Genomic DNA, 15,127 nt, shown 5'->3' on the forward strand with positions numbered 1-15,127 from the left:
TAAAAACCCGGCACGATGGCCGGGTCTTTCGATTCACAAAAGCAAAGGCGCTTAGGCAGCCATCGCCTTCTTCAGGTTCTCGTCGATCTTGTCGAGGAAGCCGGTGGTGGAGAGCCACGGCTGGTCGGGGCCGATCAACAGCGCCAAGTCCTTGGTCATGAAGCCTGCCTCGACCGTGTCGACGCAGACCTTTTCCAGCGTGTCGGCGAACCTTGCCAGCTCGGCGTTGTTGTCGAGCTTGGCGCGGTGGGCAAGGCCACGCGTCCACGCGAAGATCGAGGCGATCGAGTTGGTCGAGGTTTCCTCGCCCTTCTGGTGCTGGCGGTAGTGACGCGTCACCGTGCCGTGCGCTGCTTCGGCTTCGACCGTCTGGCCATCCGGCGTCATCAGCACCGAGGTCATCAGGCCGAGCGAACCAAAGCCCTGCGCGACGATGTCGGACTGGACGTCGCCGTCGTAGTTCTTGCAGGCCCAGACATAGCCGCCGGACCATTTCAGCGCCGAAGCGACCATGTCGTCGATCAGGCGATGTTCGTACCAGAGCTTGGCCGCCTTGAATTTCTCGGCGAATTCTTCGTCAAACACCTTCTGGAAGATATCCTTGAAGCGGCCGTCATAAACCTTGAGGATGGTGTTCTTGGTCGACAGATAGACCGGAACGTTGCGCTGCAGGCCGTAGTTCAGCGAGGCGCGGGCGAAATCGGTGATCGATTCGTCGAGGTTGTACATGCCCATGGCAACGCCGGCTGCCGGCGCGTCATAGACTTCATGCTCGATTTCCGTGCCGTCTTCGCCGACGAACTTCATCGTCAGCTTGCCCTTGCCGGGGAACTTGAAGTCGGTGGCGCGGTACTGGTCGCCAAAGGCGTGACGGCCGACGATGATCGGCTTGGTCCAGCCGGGAACCAGGCGCGGCACGTTCTTGCAGATGATCGGCTCGCGGAAGATGACGCCGCCCAGAATGTTGCGGATCGTGCCGTTCGGCGACTTCCACATCTTCTTCAGGCCGAATTCCTCGACGCGCTGCTCGTCCGGGGTGATCGTCGCGCACTTGACGCCAACGCCGTGCTTCTTGATCGCATTGGCGGAATCGATCGTCACCTGATCGTTCGTCGCATCGCGGTTTTCCATGCCAAGGTCGTAATATTCCAGATCGATATCCAGGTAGGGATGGATCAGCTTTTCCTTGATGAACTGCCAGATGATGCGGGTCATTTCATCGCCGTCGAGTTCGACGACCGGATTGGCGACCTTGATCTTTGTCATGTTGCAAACCTCTGCATGGGGTTGGTTGGAAACGGGATTGCGCCCCTATAGCATCCAGTTCACCACAGGCAAAGGCATACAGCGGGATTCCGCTCGCGTTTCCCGCCGATTGCAAAAGCCGGGTTCAATGGCCCCGGACGGCGCGCGGGTAATCGGCGAGACGCTGCTTTGCATAGCCTCTTTCTTCGCGGGCGAGGATACTTTCCGCATCGAGCGAGGCAATCGAGGCGCTGCGATCGGCCGGCACCAGGCCGTCGCGTTGCAAGGCAAGATAACGGCCGCAGCAAACCCTCAGAAACGATGTGAAATTTTCCGGCGCGTGGCCTTCGCCAAGCGATTCAACATAGAGCCGGCCGATCAGGCGGCCCACCGACATGCCGTCCCGGTCGCCAATATCGTCAAGAATGGACCAGAAGAAGCTTTCAAGCCGGATGCTGGTGGCTACGCCGTCGATCCGCACCGAGCGGGTGACACTTTGCCAGAGCGCCGGGTCGGCGCCGATGAATAGTCTGCACATCCGTTCCTCCCAGAACTCCGGCCCGGCTTGAAGTGTTTACCCTTCGGCGCGGTTTGGCAAGGCCGCCGTCAGGCGGCGGATCGCGTCAGGGGTGTGCTGTGGCGGATCTCCGTGCCGAGCACCGTCAGGAACTGACCGATCCAGGCCGGATGGGCGGGCCAGGCCGGCGCAGACACCAGATTGCCGTCGGTGACCGCCTGGTCCACCGGGATTTCCGCATAGTGACCACCCGCAAGCTCGACATCGAAACGGCAGGCGGGATAGGCAGAGCAGGTGCGTCCCTTCAGTACRCCGGCTGCCGACAGCAGTTGCGCGCCATGGCAGATCGCCGCCACCGGCTTGCCCGCGTCGAAGAAATGCCGAACCATGGCGATCACGTTCGCATCGAGCCTGAGATATTCCGGCGCCCGCCCGCCCGGAATGACCAGCGCGTCGTAGCTCTCGGCCTTGGTATCGGCAAATGTCGCGTTCAGGGTAAAATTGTGGCCGCGTTTTTCCGAATAGGTCTGGTTGCCCTCGAAGTCATGGATGGCCGTGGCGATCTGCTCGCCAGCCGCCTTGCCCGGGCAGACAGCGTGGACAGTGTGACCGACGGCGAGCAGCGCCTGGAAAGGCACCATCGTCTCGTAGTCCTCGGTGAAATCGCCGCAGATCATCAGAATTTTCTTGCCGCCCATCTTATCCTCCATCGGGTTGCGAACGCGGTCAGGATGCCACAGGCGTGCTCCTGCCGGGTATTAGCCGGATACTACATCGCAAGCGGGCGAGGGGCCGGACACACAGGACCATTCCGGCCTCGCCTGCCGCTGCGAAAATGGTTATGACCAAACGTAAATGTCTGGCACCGGCAGGCCGATTGCGCCTCTCAAATCGGGAAATGATCGATGAAACGGCTCGTATTTGTTGTTCTTGCCTGCGCGGCCTTCTCCCCGGCACAGGCGGCCGACCCGGCTGCTCCCGTCAACGAGATCATGCAGGAGGCGGTGAGGGGCTGGGCGGAAGAGGCGCAGTCCGGCGAGGACTATTTCTCCGAGGCGCGACTTGGCCGCATCTACAGCCAGGATTTCGCAAGGACTTTCCGCGCGGCGGCAAAGTTTCCCGCCTATGATGAAGGCGATTCGCCCTTTGACTATGACGTGATCGTCAGCGGTCAGGACAGCTGCTCGATCAAGGACCTGTCCGTTACCGCTGGCGCCGAAACGGAGGGCAAGAGCGATGTGAAGGTCACCTTCGACAATACCCATTGTTTCGGCGAGCGCGCTGCCGACTGGAAGCCGAGCGAATTGCATTTCATGGTGATCGAGGAGGGTGGTAAACCCGTTATCGACGATATCGTCCGCACAGGTGAAGCGGGCTCGCTCAAGGGCGAGTTGCAGGCGATCGCCAGCCAGGGCGTCAGCAATCCACAATAGGCATGCGCGGACTGCGGCTTTCAAAATCCCTGCATCTGTGCAAGGAAACGCCGGAACCGAGACGCTGAAACAGAGACGAAAGTACCGGAATGGCAGGAACGAACAGCGAGCGCGTGCTTCTCACCGAAGGACCGGCAATCATTCTGGTGCATCCGCAGCTTGGCGAGAACATCGGCATGGTGGCGCGCGCCATGGCCAATTTCGGCCTGTCGGAATTGCGGCTGGTCAGTCCGCGCGATGGCTGGCCAAGCGAAAAGGCGCGTTCTGCCGCAAGCCGCGCCGATCACGTCATCGATGCCGCCAAGGTCTATGAGACTGTGCCGGAAGCCATCGCCGACCTCAACTTCGTCTATGCGACGACGGCGCGCGACCGTTACGGCTACAAGCCGGTGCGCTCGCCGCTGGTGGCGGCCGAAACGCTGCGCAGCCGTTTCAACATGGGCGAGGCGACCGGCATCCTGTTCGGGCGCGAGCGCACGGGGCTCACCAATGAAGAGGTGGCGCTCGCCGACGAGATCGTCACCTTCCCGGTCAACCCGGCCTTCGCTTCGCTCAATCTGGCGCAGGCGGTTCTTTTGATGTCCTATGAATGGCTGAAGACATCAATGGAATCGCGTGAGGAAACCTCCTTCCAGGCACTGTCGCAGAACCCTGCCACCAAGGATCAGCTGCAGGGCCTGTTCGATCATGTCGAGGAGGCTCTGGAGGCGCGCGGCTACTTCCGGCCGGTCGCCAAAAAGCCGAAATTGGTGGACAACTTGCGCGCAGTCCTGACCCGCCCCGGCTTTACCGAATCCGAAATCCGGCTGGTGCGCGGCATCATCTCATCGCTCGATCGTTTCACCCGCGAGGCGCCGCGGGGTGCCGGAGCGCCGGAAAATTCGCGCGCGAAAAAGGGTGACGATACCGGTGACGATCTGTGAACTGAAGCCCATCCTCGTTTTCGACAGCGGCATCGGCGGGCTGACCGTGCTGCGCGAGGCCCGCGTGCTGATGCCGGAGCGGCATTTCATCTATGTCGCCGACGATGTCGGTTTTCCCTATGGCGGCTGGGAGGAGGAGGCGCTGAAGGAGCGCGTCATCTCGCTGTTTGCGAGATTGCTTGACGAACACGATCCCGAAATCTGCATCATCGCCTGCAATACCGCCTTTACGCTCGTCGGTGCCGATCTGCGCGCGGCTTTCCCTGAGATGCGGTTCGTTGGCACGGTGCCTGCGATCAAGCCTGCGGCGGAGCGGACACGCTCCGGTCTTGTCTCGGTGCTGGCGACGCCGGGCACCGTCAAGCGCGCCTATACCCGCGATCTCATCCAGTCCTTCGCCTCGCAATGCCATGTCCGGCTTGTCGGCTCCGAAAACCTTGCCCGCATGGCGGAAGCCTATATTCGCGGCGAGCTGGTCGATGATGCGACGGTTTTGTCCGAGATTGAGCAGTGTTTCGTCGAGAAGGACGGCAAGAAGACCGATATCGTCGTGCTTGCCTGCACGCATTATCCGTTCATGGCCAACGTCTTCCGGCGCCTGGCACCCTGGCCGGTGGACTGGCTCGACCCGGCCGAGGCGATCGCCCGCCGGGCGCGCAGCCTTGTGCCCTTGCCGGATGGCTTTGAACCGTTGAACGGTATTGATCCTGCGATCTTTACATCCGGCAAGCCCGACTTCACGACACGCCGGCTGCTTCAGGGCTTTGGGCTCACCTTGCGGTAAACGAAGTCTTTCTTAGCTGTGGGTTTCTGTTGTACCGACGCGCAAAACAGCAGAAACGGTGTTAAGTCTCCCTGCTTGCGGGTTCGTGGCGGCGCATCCGCATTACAGCACCGCGCGTCAATGACGCGCAAAGGTCGCTGTAACACTTTAGATCTGCTGCATAATTTTATCCCTAGCTCGATTCCGATTAAAGGAATTATGCAGTGGCATTTTGAACGAGGTGGATATGAAAGTCGGCATCGATATGGGGACGGCGTCCGATGGCGCATCCGTTCCGCTCGATATCGAGGAGCTGCTGGCGACGCGCCTTCTGGTGCAGGGCAATTCCGGCTCGGGAAAATCACATCTGCTGCGACGGTTGCTGGAACAATCCGCCCCGTGGGTGCAGCAGTGCATCATCGACCCGGAAGGCGATTTCGTCACACTCGCCGACAAGTTCGGTCATGTGGTGATCGAGGGCGAGCGCACGGAAGCCGAGCTGATCGGTATCGCCAGCCGTATCCGCCAGCATCGCGTCTCCTGCGTGCTTTCGCTGGAGGGACTGGATATCGAGCAGCAGATGCGCAGTGCCGGCATCTTCCTCAATGCGATGTTCGATGCCGATCGGGATTATTGGTATCCGGTGCTGGTGGTTGTCGACGAGGCGCAGATGTTTGCGCCATCGGTTGCCGGCGACGTCTCTGAAGAAGCGCGCAAAATCTCGCTCGGCGCCATGACCAACCTGATGTGCCGCGGCCGCAAACGTGGCCTTGCCGGCGTCATCGCCACGCAGCGGCTGGCAAAGCTTGCCAAGAACGTCGCGGCGGAAGCCTCCAACTTCCTGATGGGCCGCACTTTTCTCGATATCGACATGGCACGCGCCGCCGACCTGCTCGGCATGGACCGGCGCACGGCCGAAATGTTCCGTGACTTGAAGCGCGGCTCGTTCGTGGCGCTCGGCCCCGCCCTGTCGCGCCGTCCGCTGCCGGTGACCATCGGCAATGTCGAGACCTCGGCCCGCTCCACCAGCCCCAAGCTGACGCCGCTGCCCGAAGCGGTCGCCGATGTCGAGGACCTGATCTTTACGCCGGATCCGGAAGAGCTGATCCGGCCGATCATGCGCCGGCAGAGCGCCCAGCCGCGCCCGGCCACCGACATTCTCGCCGAGCTTTCCCGCCCGCGTCCCGAGCCAATCAGCCTTGCAGAACCGAAGGCGCCGGTGCCGGAAATGCCTGCGCAGGAGCGCGAAGCGTTGCTCGACGGCCTGCTTGCCGAGATTCTCGAACATCCCGAAGCGGCGTTCCGCGCCGATGCCGAGTTGTTTCAGGATTTTCTCGTCCGCTGCCGCATCCGGCGCGTTCCCGGCGCGCCTCTTTCTCTGAGTGCCTTCCGCCGCAAGATGGCCGTTGCCCGGTCCGGTGTGGATGCCGAGACCGCAGCGACTGAAATCTGGGCGTCTGCGCTCACCCTGTCGCGCAATGTCACGGACGATCTACAGGGCGTGTTCCTGCTGGTGGCGCAGTCTGCCGTCCGCAATCTGCCATGTCCGTCGGATGCAATGATCGCGCGTGCCTACGGCACCCATTCCGCCCGTCGCGCCCGCCGCCTGCTCGGCTATTTCGAGGAGCAGGGCCTGATCGTCGTTCACAGCGACCTTTCCGGCAAGAGGATCGTGGCGTTTCCGGATCTGCAGGTGGAGACGGCGCCGGGGGCAGCCGATGCTGTCTATGATGACACCGGAAACCGCAGCGCTGCGGAATAGACGCCGCTCAAGTGTTTTCGTGTTCTTCAGACCCAGGTCTGGATCACCCGTTCCGATGCATGAATGCAGGTGAGTTCGAGCCTGTCCGGACCGGTGTTGACGAATCGGTGCGGCGTTTCGGCATTGACCACAATGATATCGCCAACCTTCGCATCGAGCGTTTCAAGCCCGACGGTAAATTGCGCATGGCCCGACCGGACGATCCAGGTTTCGCTATAGGGATGCGTGTGCAGCGCCGGCCCCTGTCCGGGTTCGTTGTCGATCAGGAAAATTGAAATCGGCGTGCCGTACTGCGCTCCTTCGAACAGGATAGTTCTGTTCGACCGCTGATCCTGTTTGGCGCGGGGAATAACATGGTACATGCTGGTCTCCGTTTGCGGTCTGTTGAAATGCGGGTGAAGACTATATATCTTCACAGGAAGATATTATGCGAATCTATCTTCTCGTCAAGATAGTTTCGCATTGCTGGGGACGCGCCTTGATGCAGACGGATGAAGACGATGACCATGTAGACCGGCTGCGCGGGCAATGGCGCAGGGAATTGCCGGACCTTGATACCGAACCGATGGCCATTCTTGGCCGCGCCTATAGGCTTGCCAATCTGGTACGTCCGTCTATCGAGGCCACTTTTGCTTCGTTTGGTCTCGATCGCGGCGAGTTTGATGTCATATCGACGTTGCGGCGGTCCGGGGCGCCTTACAGGCTGACGCCGACGGAACTCTACACTTTGCTGATGATTTCATCCGGCGGACTGACGCATCGGCTGGACAGGCTGCAGAAATCGGGACTGATCTTGCGCGAGCGTTCACAAGCCGACGGTCGCAGCATGGTCGTCGGTCTGACGGACGAGGGGAAACGGCTTGCCGAGGCAGCATTTCGCGTCGATATGGCCAGCGAAGCATCCTATCTGACGGATCTGAGCGTTGAGGAGCGAACGGATCTCGCAGCATTGCTGCGCAAGTTGCTGGGCTCGCTTGAGCGGCGGGCGGACAGCGATAAGATCTGATCTTGCGTGAAAAGCCGCAAAATCGTTTGACAACAAGGGGTGAAGTGACTAAAGCCGCCTCAACGCCGGGCCGAAATGCCCGGTGTTTTATTTAACATGTCCCGTGGATTCTCCGTTAGCGTAATGTGAGAAACCTGTCAGAGCTTTCAAAAGAAGTTCAGAGGAGGGCGTGTTTCCTTGATCCGGTTTGGCAACAAACCGGTGTAACCAGTTGAAGGGAAATGCGATGAGCAAGCGCGAATCGTCCAAGTACAAAATTGACCGCCGTATGGGCGAAAACATCTGGGGCCGTCCGAAGTCCCCGGTGAACCGCCGCGAATACGGTCCTGGCCAGCACGGCCAGCGCCGCAAGTCCAAGCTTTCCGACTTCGGCGTGCAGCTGCGCGCCAAGCAGAAGCTCAAGGGCTACTACGGCGACATCCGCGAAAAGCAGTTCCGTGCGATCTTCGCCGAAGCTGACCGCCGCAAGGGTGACACCTCCGAAAACCTGATCGGCCTGCTCGAATCGCGCCTCGACGCGATCGTGTACCGCGCCAAGTTCGTTCCGACGGTCTTTGCTGCCCGTCAGTTCGTCAACCACGGTCACGTCAAGGTCAACGGCGTTCGCGTCAACATCGGTTCGTACCGCTGCAAGGCTGGCGACGTGATCGAAGTGCGCGAAAAGTCCAAGCAGCTCGTTTCGGTTCTCGAAGCCGTTTCGCTCGCTGAACGCGACGTTCCGGACTATATCGAAGTCGACCACAACAAGATGGTTGCGACCTTCGCCCGCGTTCCGGCCCTGACCGACGTTCCGTACCCGGTCATCATGGAACCGAACCTCGTCGTCGAATTCTATTCGCGATAATTTCTTCGGGCCTTGGCCTTGTGAAATTCGAAAAAGCCACTCAGAGATGGGTGGCTTTTTTGTTGCGCTGCACTCATGCGGAGAATGACTGATGCCCGGCCCGTTGGACCTGCAGTCTGTTGTCGATGATATCCACCGTGAGCTTGTCCCACGGCTCGGCGAGGGCAAGGTGGCCGACTATATCCCGCAGCTTGCCCGCGTCGATCCCAAGAGCTTTGGCATGGCCATCGTCACGGTCGATGGCGATGTGCACATGGCCGGCGATGCGCAGGTGCCATTCTCCATCCAGAGTATTTCCAAGGTTTTCACGCTGACGCTGGCACTCGGCAAGCATGGTGAAAACATCTGGAAGCGGGTCGGCCGCGAACCCTCCGGTTCCGCCTTCAATTCCATCGTCCAGCTCGAGCATGAGCACGGCATTCCGCGCAACCCCTTCATCAATGCTGGTGCGATTGCCATTACCGATCTGGTGCTGGCCGGGCATACGCCGAAGGAAGCGATCGGCGAAGTTGTCCGGTTCGTGCGTTATCTTGCCGACGAGGACGATATCGCCATCGATCCCGAAGTCGCCAGATCAGAGGCGGCGACCGGTTACCGCAACTTTGCGCTTGCCAATTTCATGCGTTCCTTCGGCAAACTCGACCATCCCGTCGAGCACGTGCTCGGCGTCTATTTCCATCAGTGCGCGCTGGCGATGAGCTGTGTCCAGCTGGCCAAGGCGGGACTGTTTCTGGCCGCGTCCGGTACCAATCCGCTGACCAAGCATTCCGTTGTCTCGCGTCAGCGGGCGCGGCGTATCAATGCGCTCATGCTGACATGCGGCCACTATGATGGCTCCGGCGATTTCGCCTATCGCGTCGGCCTGCCGGGCAAGAGCGGCGTCGGCGGTGGCATCCTGTGCGTCGCGCCGGGCAAGGCGTCCGTTGCCGTCTGGTCGCCGGGGCTGAACCACAACGGCAATTCGCTGCTCGGCTCCCTGGCGCTTGAAATGCTCGCCAGCCGCACCGGATGGTCCGTGTTCGGGGCATAGGCCGCCCGTTACCGAAGTTTCACCCCGTTACCGAAGTTTTCATAAGGGCGCGGCGCATTTTCCTTGATCTTGCGGGCTGACGCAGGCAAGTGCAGGGCACAACACGCGCGCGAACGTGGTTTCTGCCGCGCCTTTCCAATCCGGGACTTTGTCATGGATATTGCCATTCAACAGCCTTTAGCCGACATCGACGATCCGTTGCCGGGATCCGATCCGGAAAACGACGTGATGCATCCGATTTTCGCGAAGATGCCGGCCTCCGTTTCGTTCAACAAGCTGCGCAAGCGGCTGCTGCGGCAGGTGCGCCAGGCGATCGAGGATTTCGGCATGCTGAACGACCAGAAGCGCTGGCTGATCGGCGTCTCCGGCGGCAAGGACAGCTATAGCCTGCTGGCGCTTTTGATGGACCTCAAATGGCGCGGCCTGTTGCCGGTGGAGCTCATCGCCTGCAATCTCGATCAGGGCCAGCCGAATTTTCCAAAGCATATCCTGCCGGAATACCTCTCGTCGGTCGGCGTCAAGCATCGGATCGAATATCGCGACACCTACTCGATCGTGAAGGAGAAGGTTCCGGCCGGCGGCACCTATTGCGCGCTCTGTTCGCGCCTGCGCCGCGGCAATCTCTACCGGATCGCCCGCGAGGAAGGCTGCGATGCGCTAGTGCTTGGCCATCACCGCGAGGATATTCTCGAGACCTTCTTCATGAACTTCTTCCACGGCGGCAGGCTGGCGACGATGCCGGCAAAGCTCCTCAACGATGATGGCGATCTGATGGTACTGCGGCCGCTCGCCTATGCCGCAGAAGACCATCTGGCGAAATTCGCCGCGGCGATGGAATTCCCGATCATCCCCTGCGACCTCTGCGGCTCGCAGGACGGGCTTGAGCGAAATGCCATGAAGGCGATGCTATCGGATATCGAGCGCCGCATGCCCGGCCGCAAGGATACGATGCTGCGCGCACTTGGCCACGTCAATCCGTCGCATCTGCTCGACCCGAAACTGTTCGATTTCCAATCTCTCTTCGCGGAGCCCAAAGCATGACGTCTGCCATCGATATCGCTGCCATCGCCAATATCCTGCAGGAAGCCGCCTTCAAGGAAATTCTGCCAAAGTTCCGCAATCTCGGCGCCGGCGATGTGCGGATGAAGTCGGAGGCGATCGATCTGGTGACCGAGGCGGACGAAGCTGCAGAACGGCTGATCAAGGCACGGATGGCCGACATCGCGCCGGATGCATTGTTCATCGGCGAGGAGACGGTGGCTGCCAACCCGGCGCTGCTGGGTGGTCTCGCCGAGGCTGATCTTGCCATCGTCGTCGATCCGATCGACGGCACGTTCAACTATGCGGCGGGCATGCCGCTGTTCGGCGTCATGGCCGCCGTCGTCTCCAAGGGTGAAACAGTCGCGGGCCTCATCTATGATCCGATGGGCAATGACTGGGTCATCGCCGAAAAGGGCTCGGGCGCCTGGCTGTGCAAGGCTGACGGCTCGCAGGAGCAGCTTTCCACGGTTCCGTCCGTGCCGCTTGACGGCCTCGTCGGCTGCGCCTCCACCGGTTTTTATTCTCCGGAAAACCGTCGCATCGTCATGAGCAACATGGCCAAGGTGCGCATCGCCACCAGCTATCGCTGTGCCGCACACGAGTACCGCGCCTTTGCCGGCGGTCACTTTCACTTCCTGATGTACCAGAAGCTGATGCCCTGGGATCATCTCGCCGGAACGCTGATCGCGCAGGAGGCAGGCGCTTATGCCGCCCGGTTCGATGGTTCGCCCTATTTGCCGCATCATGTCGATGGTGGCCTGCTGCTCGCCTCCGACAAGGATTGCTGGGACGTGCTGCGCCGCGAGGTCTTTACCATCTGAAACAAGACATTCCGCATAAAAAAGGCCCGCCCGGTTCATTCACCGGGCGGGCCTTTTCGTGTGCTGTTTCTGCGGACTACATATGCCCGCCGGCGCCCTCGAGCGTGGCATGGTCGTCGCCCGGATGGGTAAAGAGCTTGCCTTTTTCCGCCCAGAGCACGGCCAGGATCGTCACCACGCCAAAGACTGTGAACCCGGCAAACAGCGGCTGGACTGTGCCGTTGAACAGCTGGCCGACGGTACCGCCGATCAGCGCGCCGCCGGTGGTGGAAACGAAGCCGGTGATGGCGGTGGCGGTTCCTGCGAGGTTCCCCATCGGCTCCAGGCTGATCGCGGTGAAATTGGTGGCAATCACCGCAAACATCATCAAAAGCACGGAAAACAGCAGGTAGGCGACGAGGAAGTCGGGCCGGCCGCTAAGCGAGAGCAACAGCCCAACGCCCGAAAGCAGCGTGAACAGGATCATCGCCACATGCGAGATGCGCCGCATGCCGAAGCTGCGGACGAAATAGCCGTTGGCGAAGTTGGCGACGGCGATGCCGCCTGCCGTGCCGGCAAAGGCGATCGGCAGCCAGTCGCCGAGGCCGTAGACCTCGCCGAAGATCTGCTGGACGGTGACGATGTAGGCGCAGATGACGGCGGTGAACAGCGTCATGCCGATCATATAGCCGCAGGTGACGCGGTTGGTCAGCACCGTGCGGAAGCCGGAGGCAACGGAGGCGACCGACAGCGGCAGGCGTTCATTCTTCGGCAGCGATTCCTTCAGCCGCATGGCCGCCCAGATGAACAGGATGGCGCCGATGCAGCCAAGCAGGATGAAGATCCAGTGCCAGTTGGCGTAGTAGATGACAGCCTGGCCGAGCGATGGCGCAACAATTGGCACGATCATGAAGACGATCATCACATAGGACATGACGCGTGCCATTTCGCGGCCGCCGAAGCAGTCGCGCACGATGGCCATTGTGGTGATGCGGACGGCTGCAGCACCGATGCCTTGCACGAAACGCAGCAGAAGCAGCATTTCAAAGCTCCGGGTCAAGGCCGCACCGAACATGGTCAGGGTGAAGAAAGCGAGGCCGGCAAGCAGGATGTTGCGGCGTCCGAAGGTGTCGGAAAGGCTGCCGAAGACGATCTGCGAGCAGCCGAACCCGAAGAAGAAGACACCGATGACCAGCTGGGTGTCATTGGTATTGGCGACGTTCAACGATTGGCCGATGGCGGGCAGGGCCGGCAGCATGATGTCGATGGCTATGGCCACGCTGGCGGTCATGAGGGCGATGGTGATGACGAATTCGAAGAAGCCCAAACCTATTCGGGACGAGCCGATATTTTCGACGTGTTCAGTGGCGGTGGCGGACATGGAGGAACCTATGAATGTCTTGACGTGTGAATGTCTTGGGAGGAGACAGGGACGTTCAGATTGCGGGGTTGTGCGGACTGAAAAGCTTGCCTTTTTCGGCCGTGAGAACAAAAGCCAGGCCGACCATGGAAACGGTCAGGAAGCCGACGGCAAGCGGCGTCACTGTGCCGTCGAATGCCTGTCCGATCAGCGCGCCGATGGTGGCGCCGCCGATCGTCTGGGTGAACCCCAGAACCGAGGATGCGGTTCCGGCGACGTGGCCGAGCGGCTCCATGGCCATGGCGTTGAAGTTGGAGCCGATCAGTCCGAACTGGAACATGGCGCAGGCGTAGAGCAGCGCGAAAAGCCAGAAGGGCAGCGCGCCTGAGACCGATGCTGCGACCCAGATCAGGCTTGATATGACAAAGCCGATCAATGCCCCGTGCGAAAGACGGCGCATGCCATAGCGCTTGACCAGCCGAGAATTGGTGAAGGAAGCGAGCGCCATCATCCCGGCAAAGCCTGCAAAGACCAGCGGAAACCAGTGTCCGAGCCCGTAGATGCCGACGAGGATCTGTTGCGCCGAATTGATGAAGCCGAACAGCGAGCCGAACAGAAAGGCGGCCGCCAGCGAGTAGCAGAGCGAGACCCGGTTGGTCAGGACGATGCGAAAGCCGGCAAGGATCGACGCCACCGTGAACGGCCGGCGGTGTTCGATCGACAGCGTTTCGGGAAGACGCAGCATGACCAGCGTGGCAACCGAGACCGCGAACAGGCAGATGACCACGAAGATCATGTGCCATTCGGCAAAGATCATGATCAGCTGGCCGGCACTGGGCGCAATGACCGGCACGATCATGAAGACCATCAGCACCAGCGACATGACTTCCGCCATCATTCGCCCGCCGTAGATATCACGGACAATCGAGATGGTGATGACCCGCGTGGCCGCCGCGCCGATACCCTGGATGAAACGCAGCATCAGCAATCCGGTAAAGGTGGGAACGAAGACGATGGCAAGCGCACAGAGTGCGTAGAGGCCAAGGCCGCCGAGAAGGGGCAGCTTGCGGCCGAATCTGTCCGATAGCGGGCCGAAAAAGAGCTGGGCGCAGCCCATGCCGAGCAGATAGGCGGTGATGACATACTGGCGCGTGTTTTCATCGGCGACGCCGAGGCTGGCGCCGATTTCCTGCAGGCCGGGCAGCATGATGTCGATCGAAATGGCGTTGATCGCCATCAGCATGGCCATCAGCGCAACAAATTGCGGTTTTGACAAAGCCGGTATGCCCGGCGCCTCGGATGTTGTGCTCATAGGGATATTCCTGGCATTTGTGCCGGGCGCCGAAACTGGAAGCGGAAACGTTTTCGGCGCAGATGAAAATGCTGGAGCCAGCAAGGAAGATCGAACCAAAAGCGCGGCTCCGAAGCGCTTTCAAAAACGGGAACCGGGTCAAGAAGCAATGCCGGCAAGAAAAATGCGCCGGCGATCACGAAGATGTGCGGGAGGTCAGATCTGGCCTCGCTGAAGGGCGCAGAAATCTGCACCGCGTGTGCATACTCCCAACATTGCGACCAGCTTGTGACAGCCAACCATATTGGTTTCGGCTAAAAAAGGGCGCGCAACATTAGTCTGACGTCACGGTCACCTTGAATCGAAAAAGGCGGTGACCCGCCTTTTTCAGGTGTCACTGTGGCTTAAATCAGGTTTCAGGCTGCGCCCTTGACCGCGATACCATGGTCTTCGAAATGCGACTGGAGTTCGCCAGCCTGGAACATTTCCCGCACGATGTCGCAGCCGCCGATGAACTCGCCCTTGATGTAGAGCTGCGGAATGGTCGGCCAGTTGGAATAGTCCTTGATGCCCTGGCGAAGGTCAGCGTCGGCGAGCACGTTGATGCCCTTGTAATCGACGCCGATGTAATCGAGCATCTGCACAACCTGGCCGGAGAACCCACATTGCGGGAACTGCGGGGTGCCCTTCATGAAAAGAACGACATCGTTGCTCTTCACTTCATTGGCGATGAAATCGTTGATTCCGCTCATGTCGTAGTCCTTCCTGCTCCCGCTTCAAGGGCCGGGGGTGTCGATCATTGTTAGATAGCATGCACGCCGGTGATTTTCACCACCTTAGTACAACAAAAATTGATGGCTTGCACGATGGCAACAGGTGGCTGTGCCGTCTCAGCTGGTCTTGCTGCGCGATGCCGCGGTCCGGCGGCGGCTCACCTGCTTCTTTGCCGGCTTTGCCTTCGTTGCCGGAGCCTTCTTGAAGCGGCCGGTGGTGGCAGAGCGCGTCTGACGCTTCTGGCGCTTCGTCGCGGTCGTACCACCGGCCTTCTTCAGGATTTCCTTCAGAACGCTCTCGACAACACCGCTGACCAGTTCATTCATGAGGTTGGCCAT

The 15,127-nt window shown here is 60.4% G+C and carries 18 protein-coding genes; 9 read left to right on the forward strand and 9 right to left on the reverse strand.

The genetic code is table 11. From position 1 onward, the window contains the following. Positions 1 to 51: 51 nt before the first annotated feature. The 3 genes from AC1D17_RS08085 to AC1D17_RS08095 form a co-directional block, all read right to left on the reverse strand. Complete coding sequence (locus tag AC1D17_RS08085) at positions 52 to 1,266, reverse strand: NADP-dependent isocitrate dehydrogenase (RefSeq protein WP_477564889.1); 1,215 nt, start codon at positions 1,264 to 1,266, stop codon at positions 52 to 54. A gap of 124 nt (positions 1,267 to 1,390) precedes the next feature. After that, positions 1,391 to 1,783 carry a ribbon-helix-helix domain-containing protein gene (locus AC1D17_RS08090; RefSeq protein ID WP_477564890.1) on the reverse strand — a complete coding sequence of 131 codons (393 nt, stop codon included), beginning with the start codon at positions 1,781 to 1,783 and terminating at the stop codon, positions 1,391 to 1,393. Between the two features lie 68 nt (positions 1,784 to 1,851). After that, on the reverse strand, positions 1,852 to 2,460 hold the full coding sequence (locus tag AC1D17_RS08095; RefSeq protein WP_477564891.1) for a DJ-1/PfpI family protein: 609 nt from the start codon (positions 2,458 to 2,460) through the stop codon (positions 1,852 to 1,854). A 207-nt stretch (positions 2,461 to 2,667) separates the two neighbouring features. Between AC1D17_RS08095 and AC1D17_RS08100 the strand changes: the two genes are divergently transcribed. The 4 genes from AC1D17_RS08100 to AC1D17_RS08115 all read left to right on the forward strand — a co-directional run bounded on the left by AC1D17_RS08100 (position 2,668) and on the right by AC1D17_RS08115 (position 6,643). Further along, complete coding sequence (locus tag AC1D17_RS08100) at positions 2,668 to 3,195, forward strand: hypothetical protein (protein ID WP_477564892.1); 528 nt, start codon at positions 2,668 to 2,670, stop codon at positions 3,193 to 3,195. An 89-nt stretch (positions 3,196 to 3,284) separates the two neighbouring features. Next, positions 3,285 to 4,118 (forward strand): RNA methyltransferase, encoded by an 834-nt coding sequence (locus AC1D17_RS08105; protein ID WP_264218656.1) that lies wholly within the window; start codon positions 3,285 to 3,287, stop codon positions 4,116 to 4,118. Next, entirely contained in the window at positions 4,105 to 4,902 is a 798-nt protein-coding gene (gene murI, locus AC1D17_RS08110; RefSeq protein WP_477564893.1) for a glutamate racemase, read from the forward strand. Before AC1D17_RS08105 ends, murI begins: the two co-directional genes overlap by 14 nt. A gap of 226 nt (positions 4,903 to 5,128) precedes the next feature. After that, positions 5,129 to 6,643, forward strand: coding sequence for a helicase HerA domain-containing protein (locus AC1D17_RS08115; RefSeq protein ID WP_477564894.1), 1,515 nt, complete (start codon positions 5,129 to 5,131; stop codon positions 6,641 to 6,643). A 26-nt stretch (positions 6,644 to 6,669) separates the two neighbouring features. Here AC1D17_RS08115 and AC1D17_RS08120 read toward each other — a convergent pair whose 3' ends face one another. Then, positions 6,670 to 7,005: a cupin domain-containing protein gene (locus AC1D17_RS08120; protein ID WP_477564895.1), complete on the reverse strand. Its 336-nt coding sequence runs from the start codon at positions 7,003 to 7,005 to the stop codon at positions 6,670 to 6,672. Between the two features lie 119 nt (positions 7,006 to 7,124). Between AC1D17_RS08120 and AC1D17_RS08125 the strand changes: the two genes are divergently transcribed. The 5 genes from AC1D17_RS08125 (at position 7,125) to AC1D17_RS08145 (ending at position 11,385) form a co-directional block, all read left to right on the forward strand. Continuing rightward, positions 7,125 to 7,649 carry a MarR family winged helix-turn-helix transcriptional regulator gene (locus tag AC1D17_RS08125; protein ID WP_477564984.1) on the forward strand — a complete coding sequence of 175 codons (525 nt, stop codon included), beginning with the start codon at positions 7,125 to 7,127 and terminating at the stop codon, positions 7,647 to 7,649. A gap of 226 nt (positions 7,650 to 7,875) precedes the next feature. Further along, positions 7,876 to 8,493: a 30S ribosomal protein S4 gene (rpsD, locus tag AC1D17_RS08130; RefSeq protein ID WP_037095627.1), complete on the forward strand. Its 618-nt coding sequence runs from the start codon at positions 7,876 to 7,878 to the stop codon at positions 8,491 to 8,493. 91 nt (positions 8,494 to 8,584) lie between these two features. Then, a complete protein-coding gene (locus AC1D17_RS08135) occupies positions 8,585 to 9,523 on the forward strand; it encodes a glutaminase (protein ID WP_477564896.1) in 939 nt (312 codons plus the stop codon). Positions 9,524 to 9,676: 153 nt separating this feature from the next. Next, positions 9,677 to 10,564, forward strand: coding sequence for a tRNA 2-thiocytidine(32) synthetase TtcA (gene ttcA, locus AC1D17_RS08140; protein ID WP_477564897.1), 888 nt, complete (start codon positions 9,677 to 9,679; stop codon positions 10,562 to 10,564). After that, the gene (locus AC1D17_RS08145) at positions 10,561 to 11,385 is read left to right on the forward strand and encodes an inositol monophosphatase family protein (RefSeq protein ID WP_477564898.1); all 825 of its coding nucleotides are present in this window, start codon (positions 10,561 to 10,563) and stop codon (positions 11,383 to 11,385) included. The genes ttcA and AC1D17_RS08145 overlap by 4 nt, the downstream gene beginning before the upstream one ends. 76 nt (positions 11,386 to 11,461) lie before the next feature. Here AC1D17_RS08145 and AC1D17_RS08150 read toward each other — a convergent pair whose 3' ends face one another. From AC1D17_RS08150 to AC1D17_RS08170, 5 genes are all read right to left on the reverse strand, one after another. Continuing rightward, positions 11,462 to 12,745 (reverse strand): multidrug effflux MFS transporter, encoded by a 1,284-nt coding sequence (locus AC1D17_RS08150; RefSeq protein ID WP_477564899.1) that lies wholly within the window; start codon positions 12,743 to 12,745, stop codon positions 11,462 to 11,464. Positions 12,746 to 12,800: 55 nt separating this feature from the next. Beyond that, a complete protein-coding gene (locus tag AC1D17_RS08155; protein WP_477564900.1) occupies positions 12,801 to 14,036 on the reverse strand; it encodes a multidrug effflux MFS transporter in 1,236 nt (411 codons plus the stop codon). Then, positions 14,033 to 14,269: a hypothetical protein gene (locus AC1D17_RS08160; RefSeq protein ID WP_477564901.1), complete on the reverse strand. Its 237-nt coding sequence runs from the start codon at positions 14,267 to 14,269 to the stop codon at positions 14,033 to 14,035. Before AC1D17_RS08160 ends, AC1D17_RS08155 begins: the two co-directional genes overlap by 4 nt. 162 nt (positions 14,270 to 14,431) lie before the next feature. Further along, on the reverse strand, positions 14,432 to 14,767 hold the full coding sequence (gene grxD / locus AC1D17_RS08165) for a Grx4 family monothiol glutaredoxin (RefSeq protein WP_264218664.1): 336 nt from the start codon (positions 14,765 to 14,767) through the stop codon (positions 14,432 to 14,434). Between the two features lie 138 nt (positions 14,768 to 14,905). Further along, on the reverse strand, positions 14,906 to 15,127 hold the full coding sequence (locus AC1D17_RS08170; protein WP_477564902.1) for a hypothetical protein: 222 nt from the start codon (positions 15,125 to 15,127) through the stop codon (positions 14,906 to 14,908).

The sequence above is a fragment of the Pararhizobium sp. P1_E7 genome (assembly GCF_056405855.1).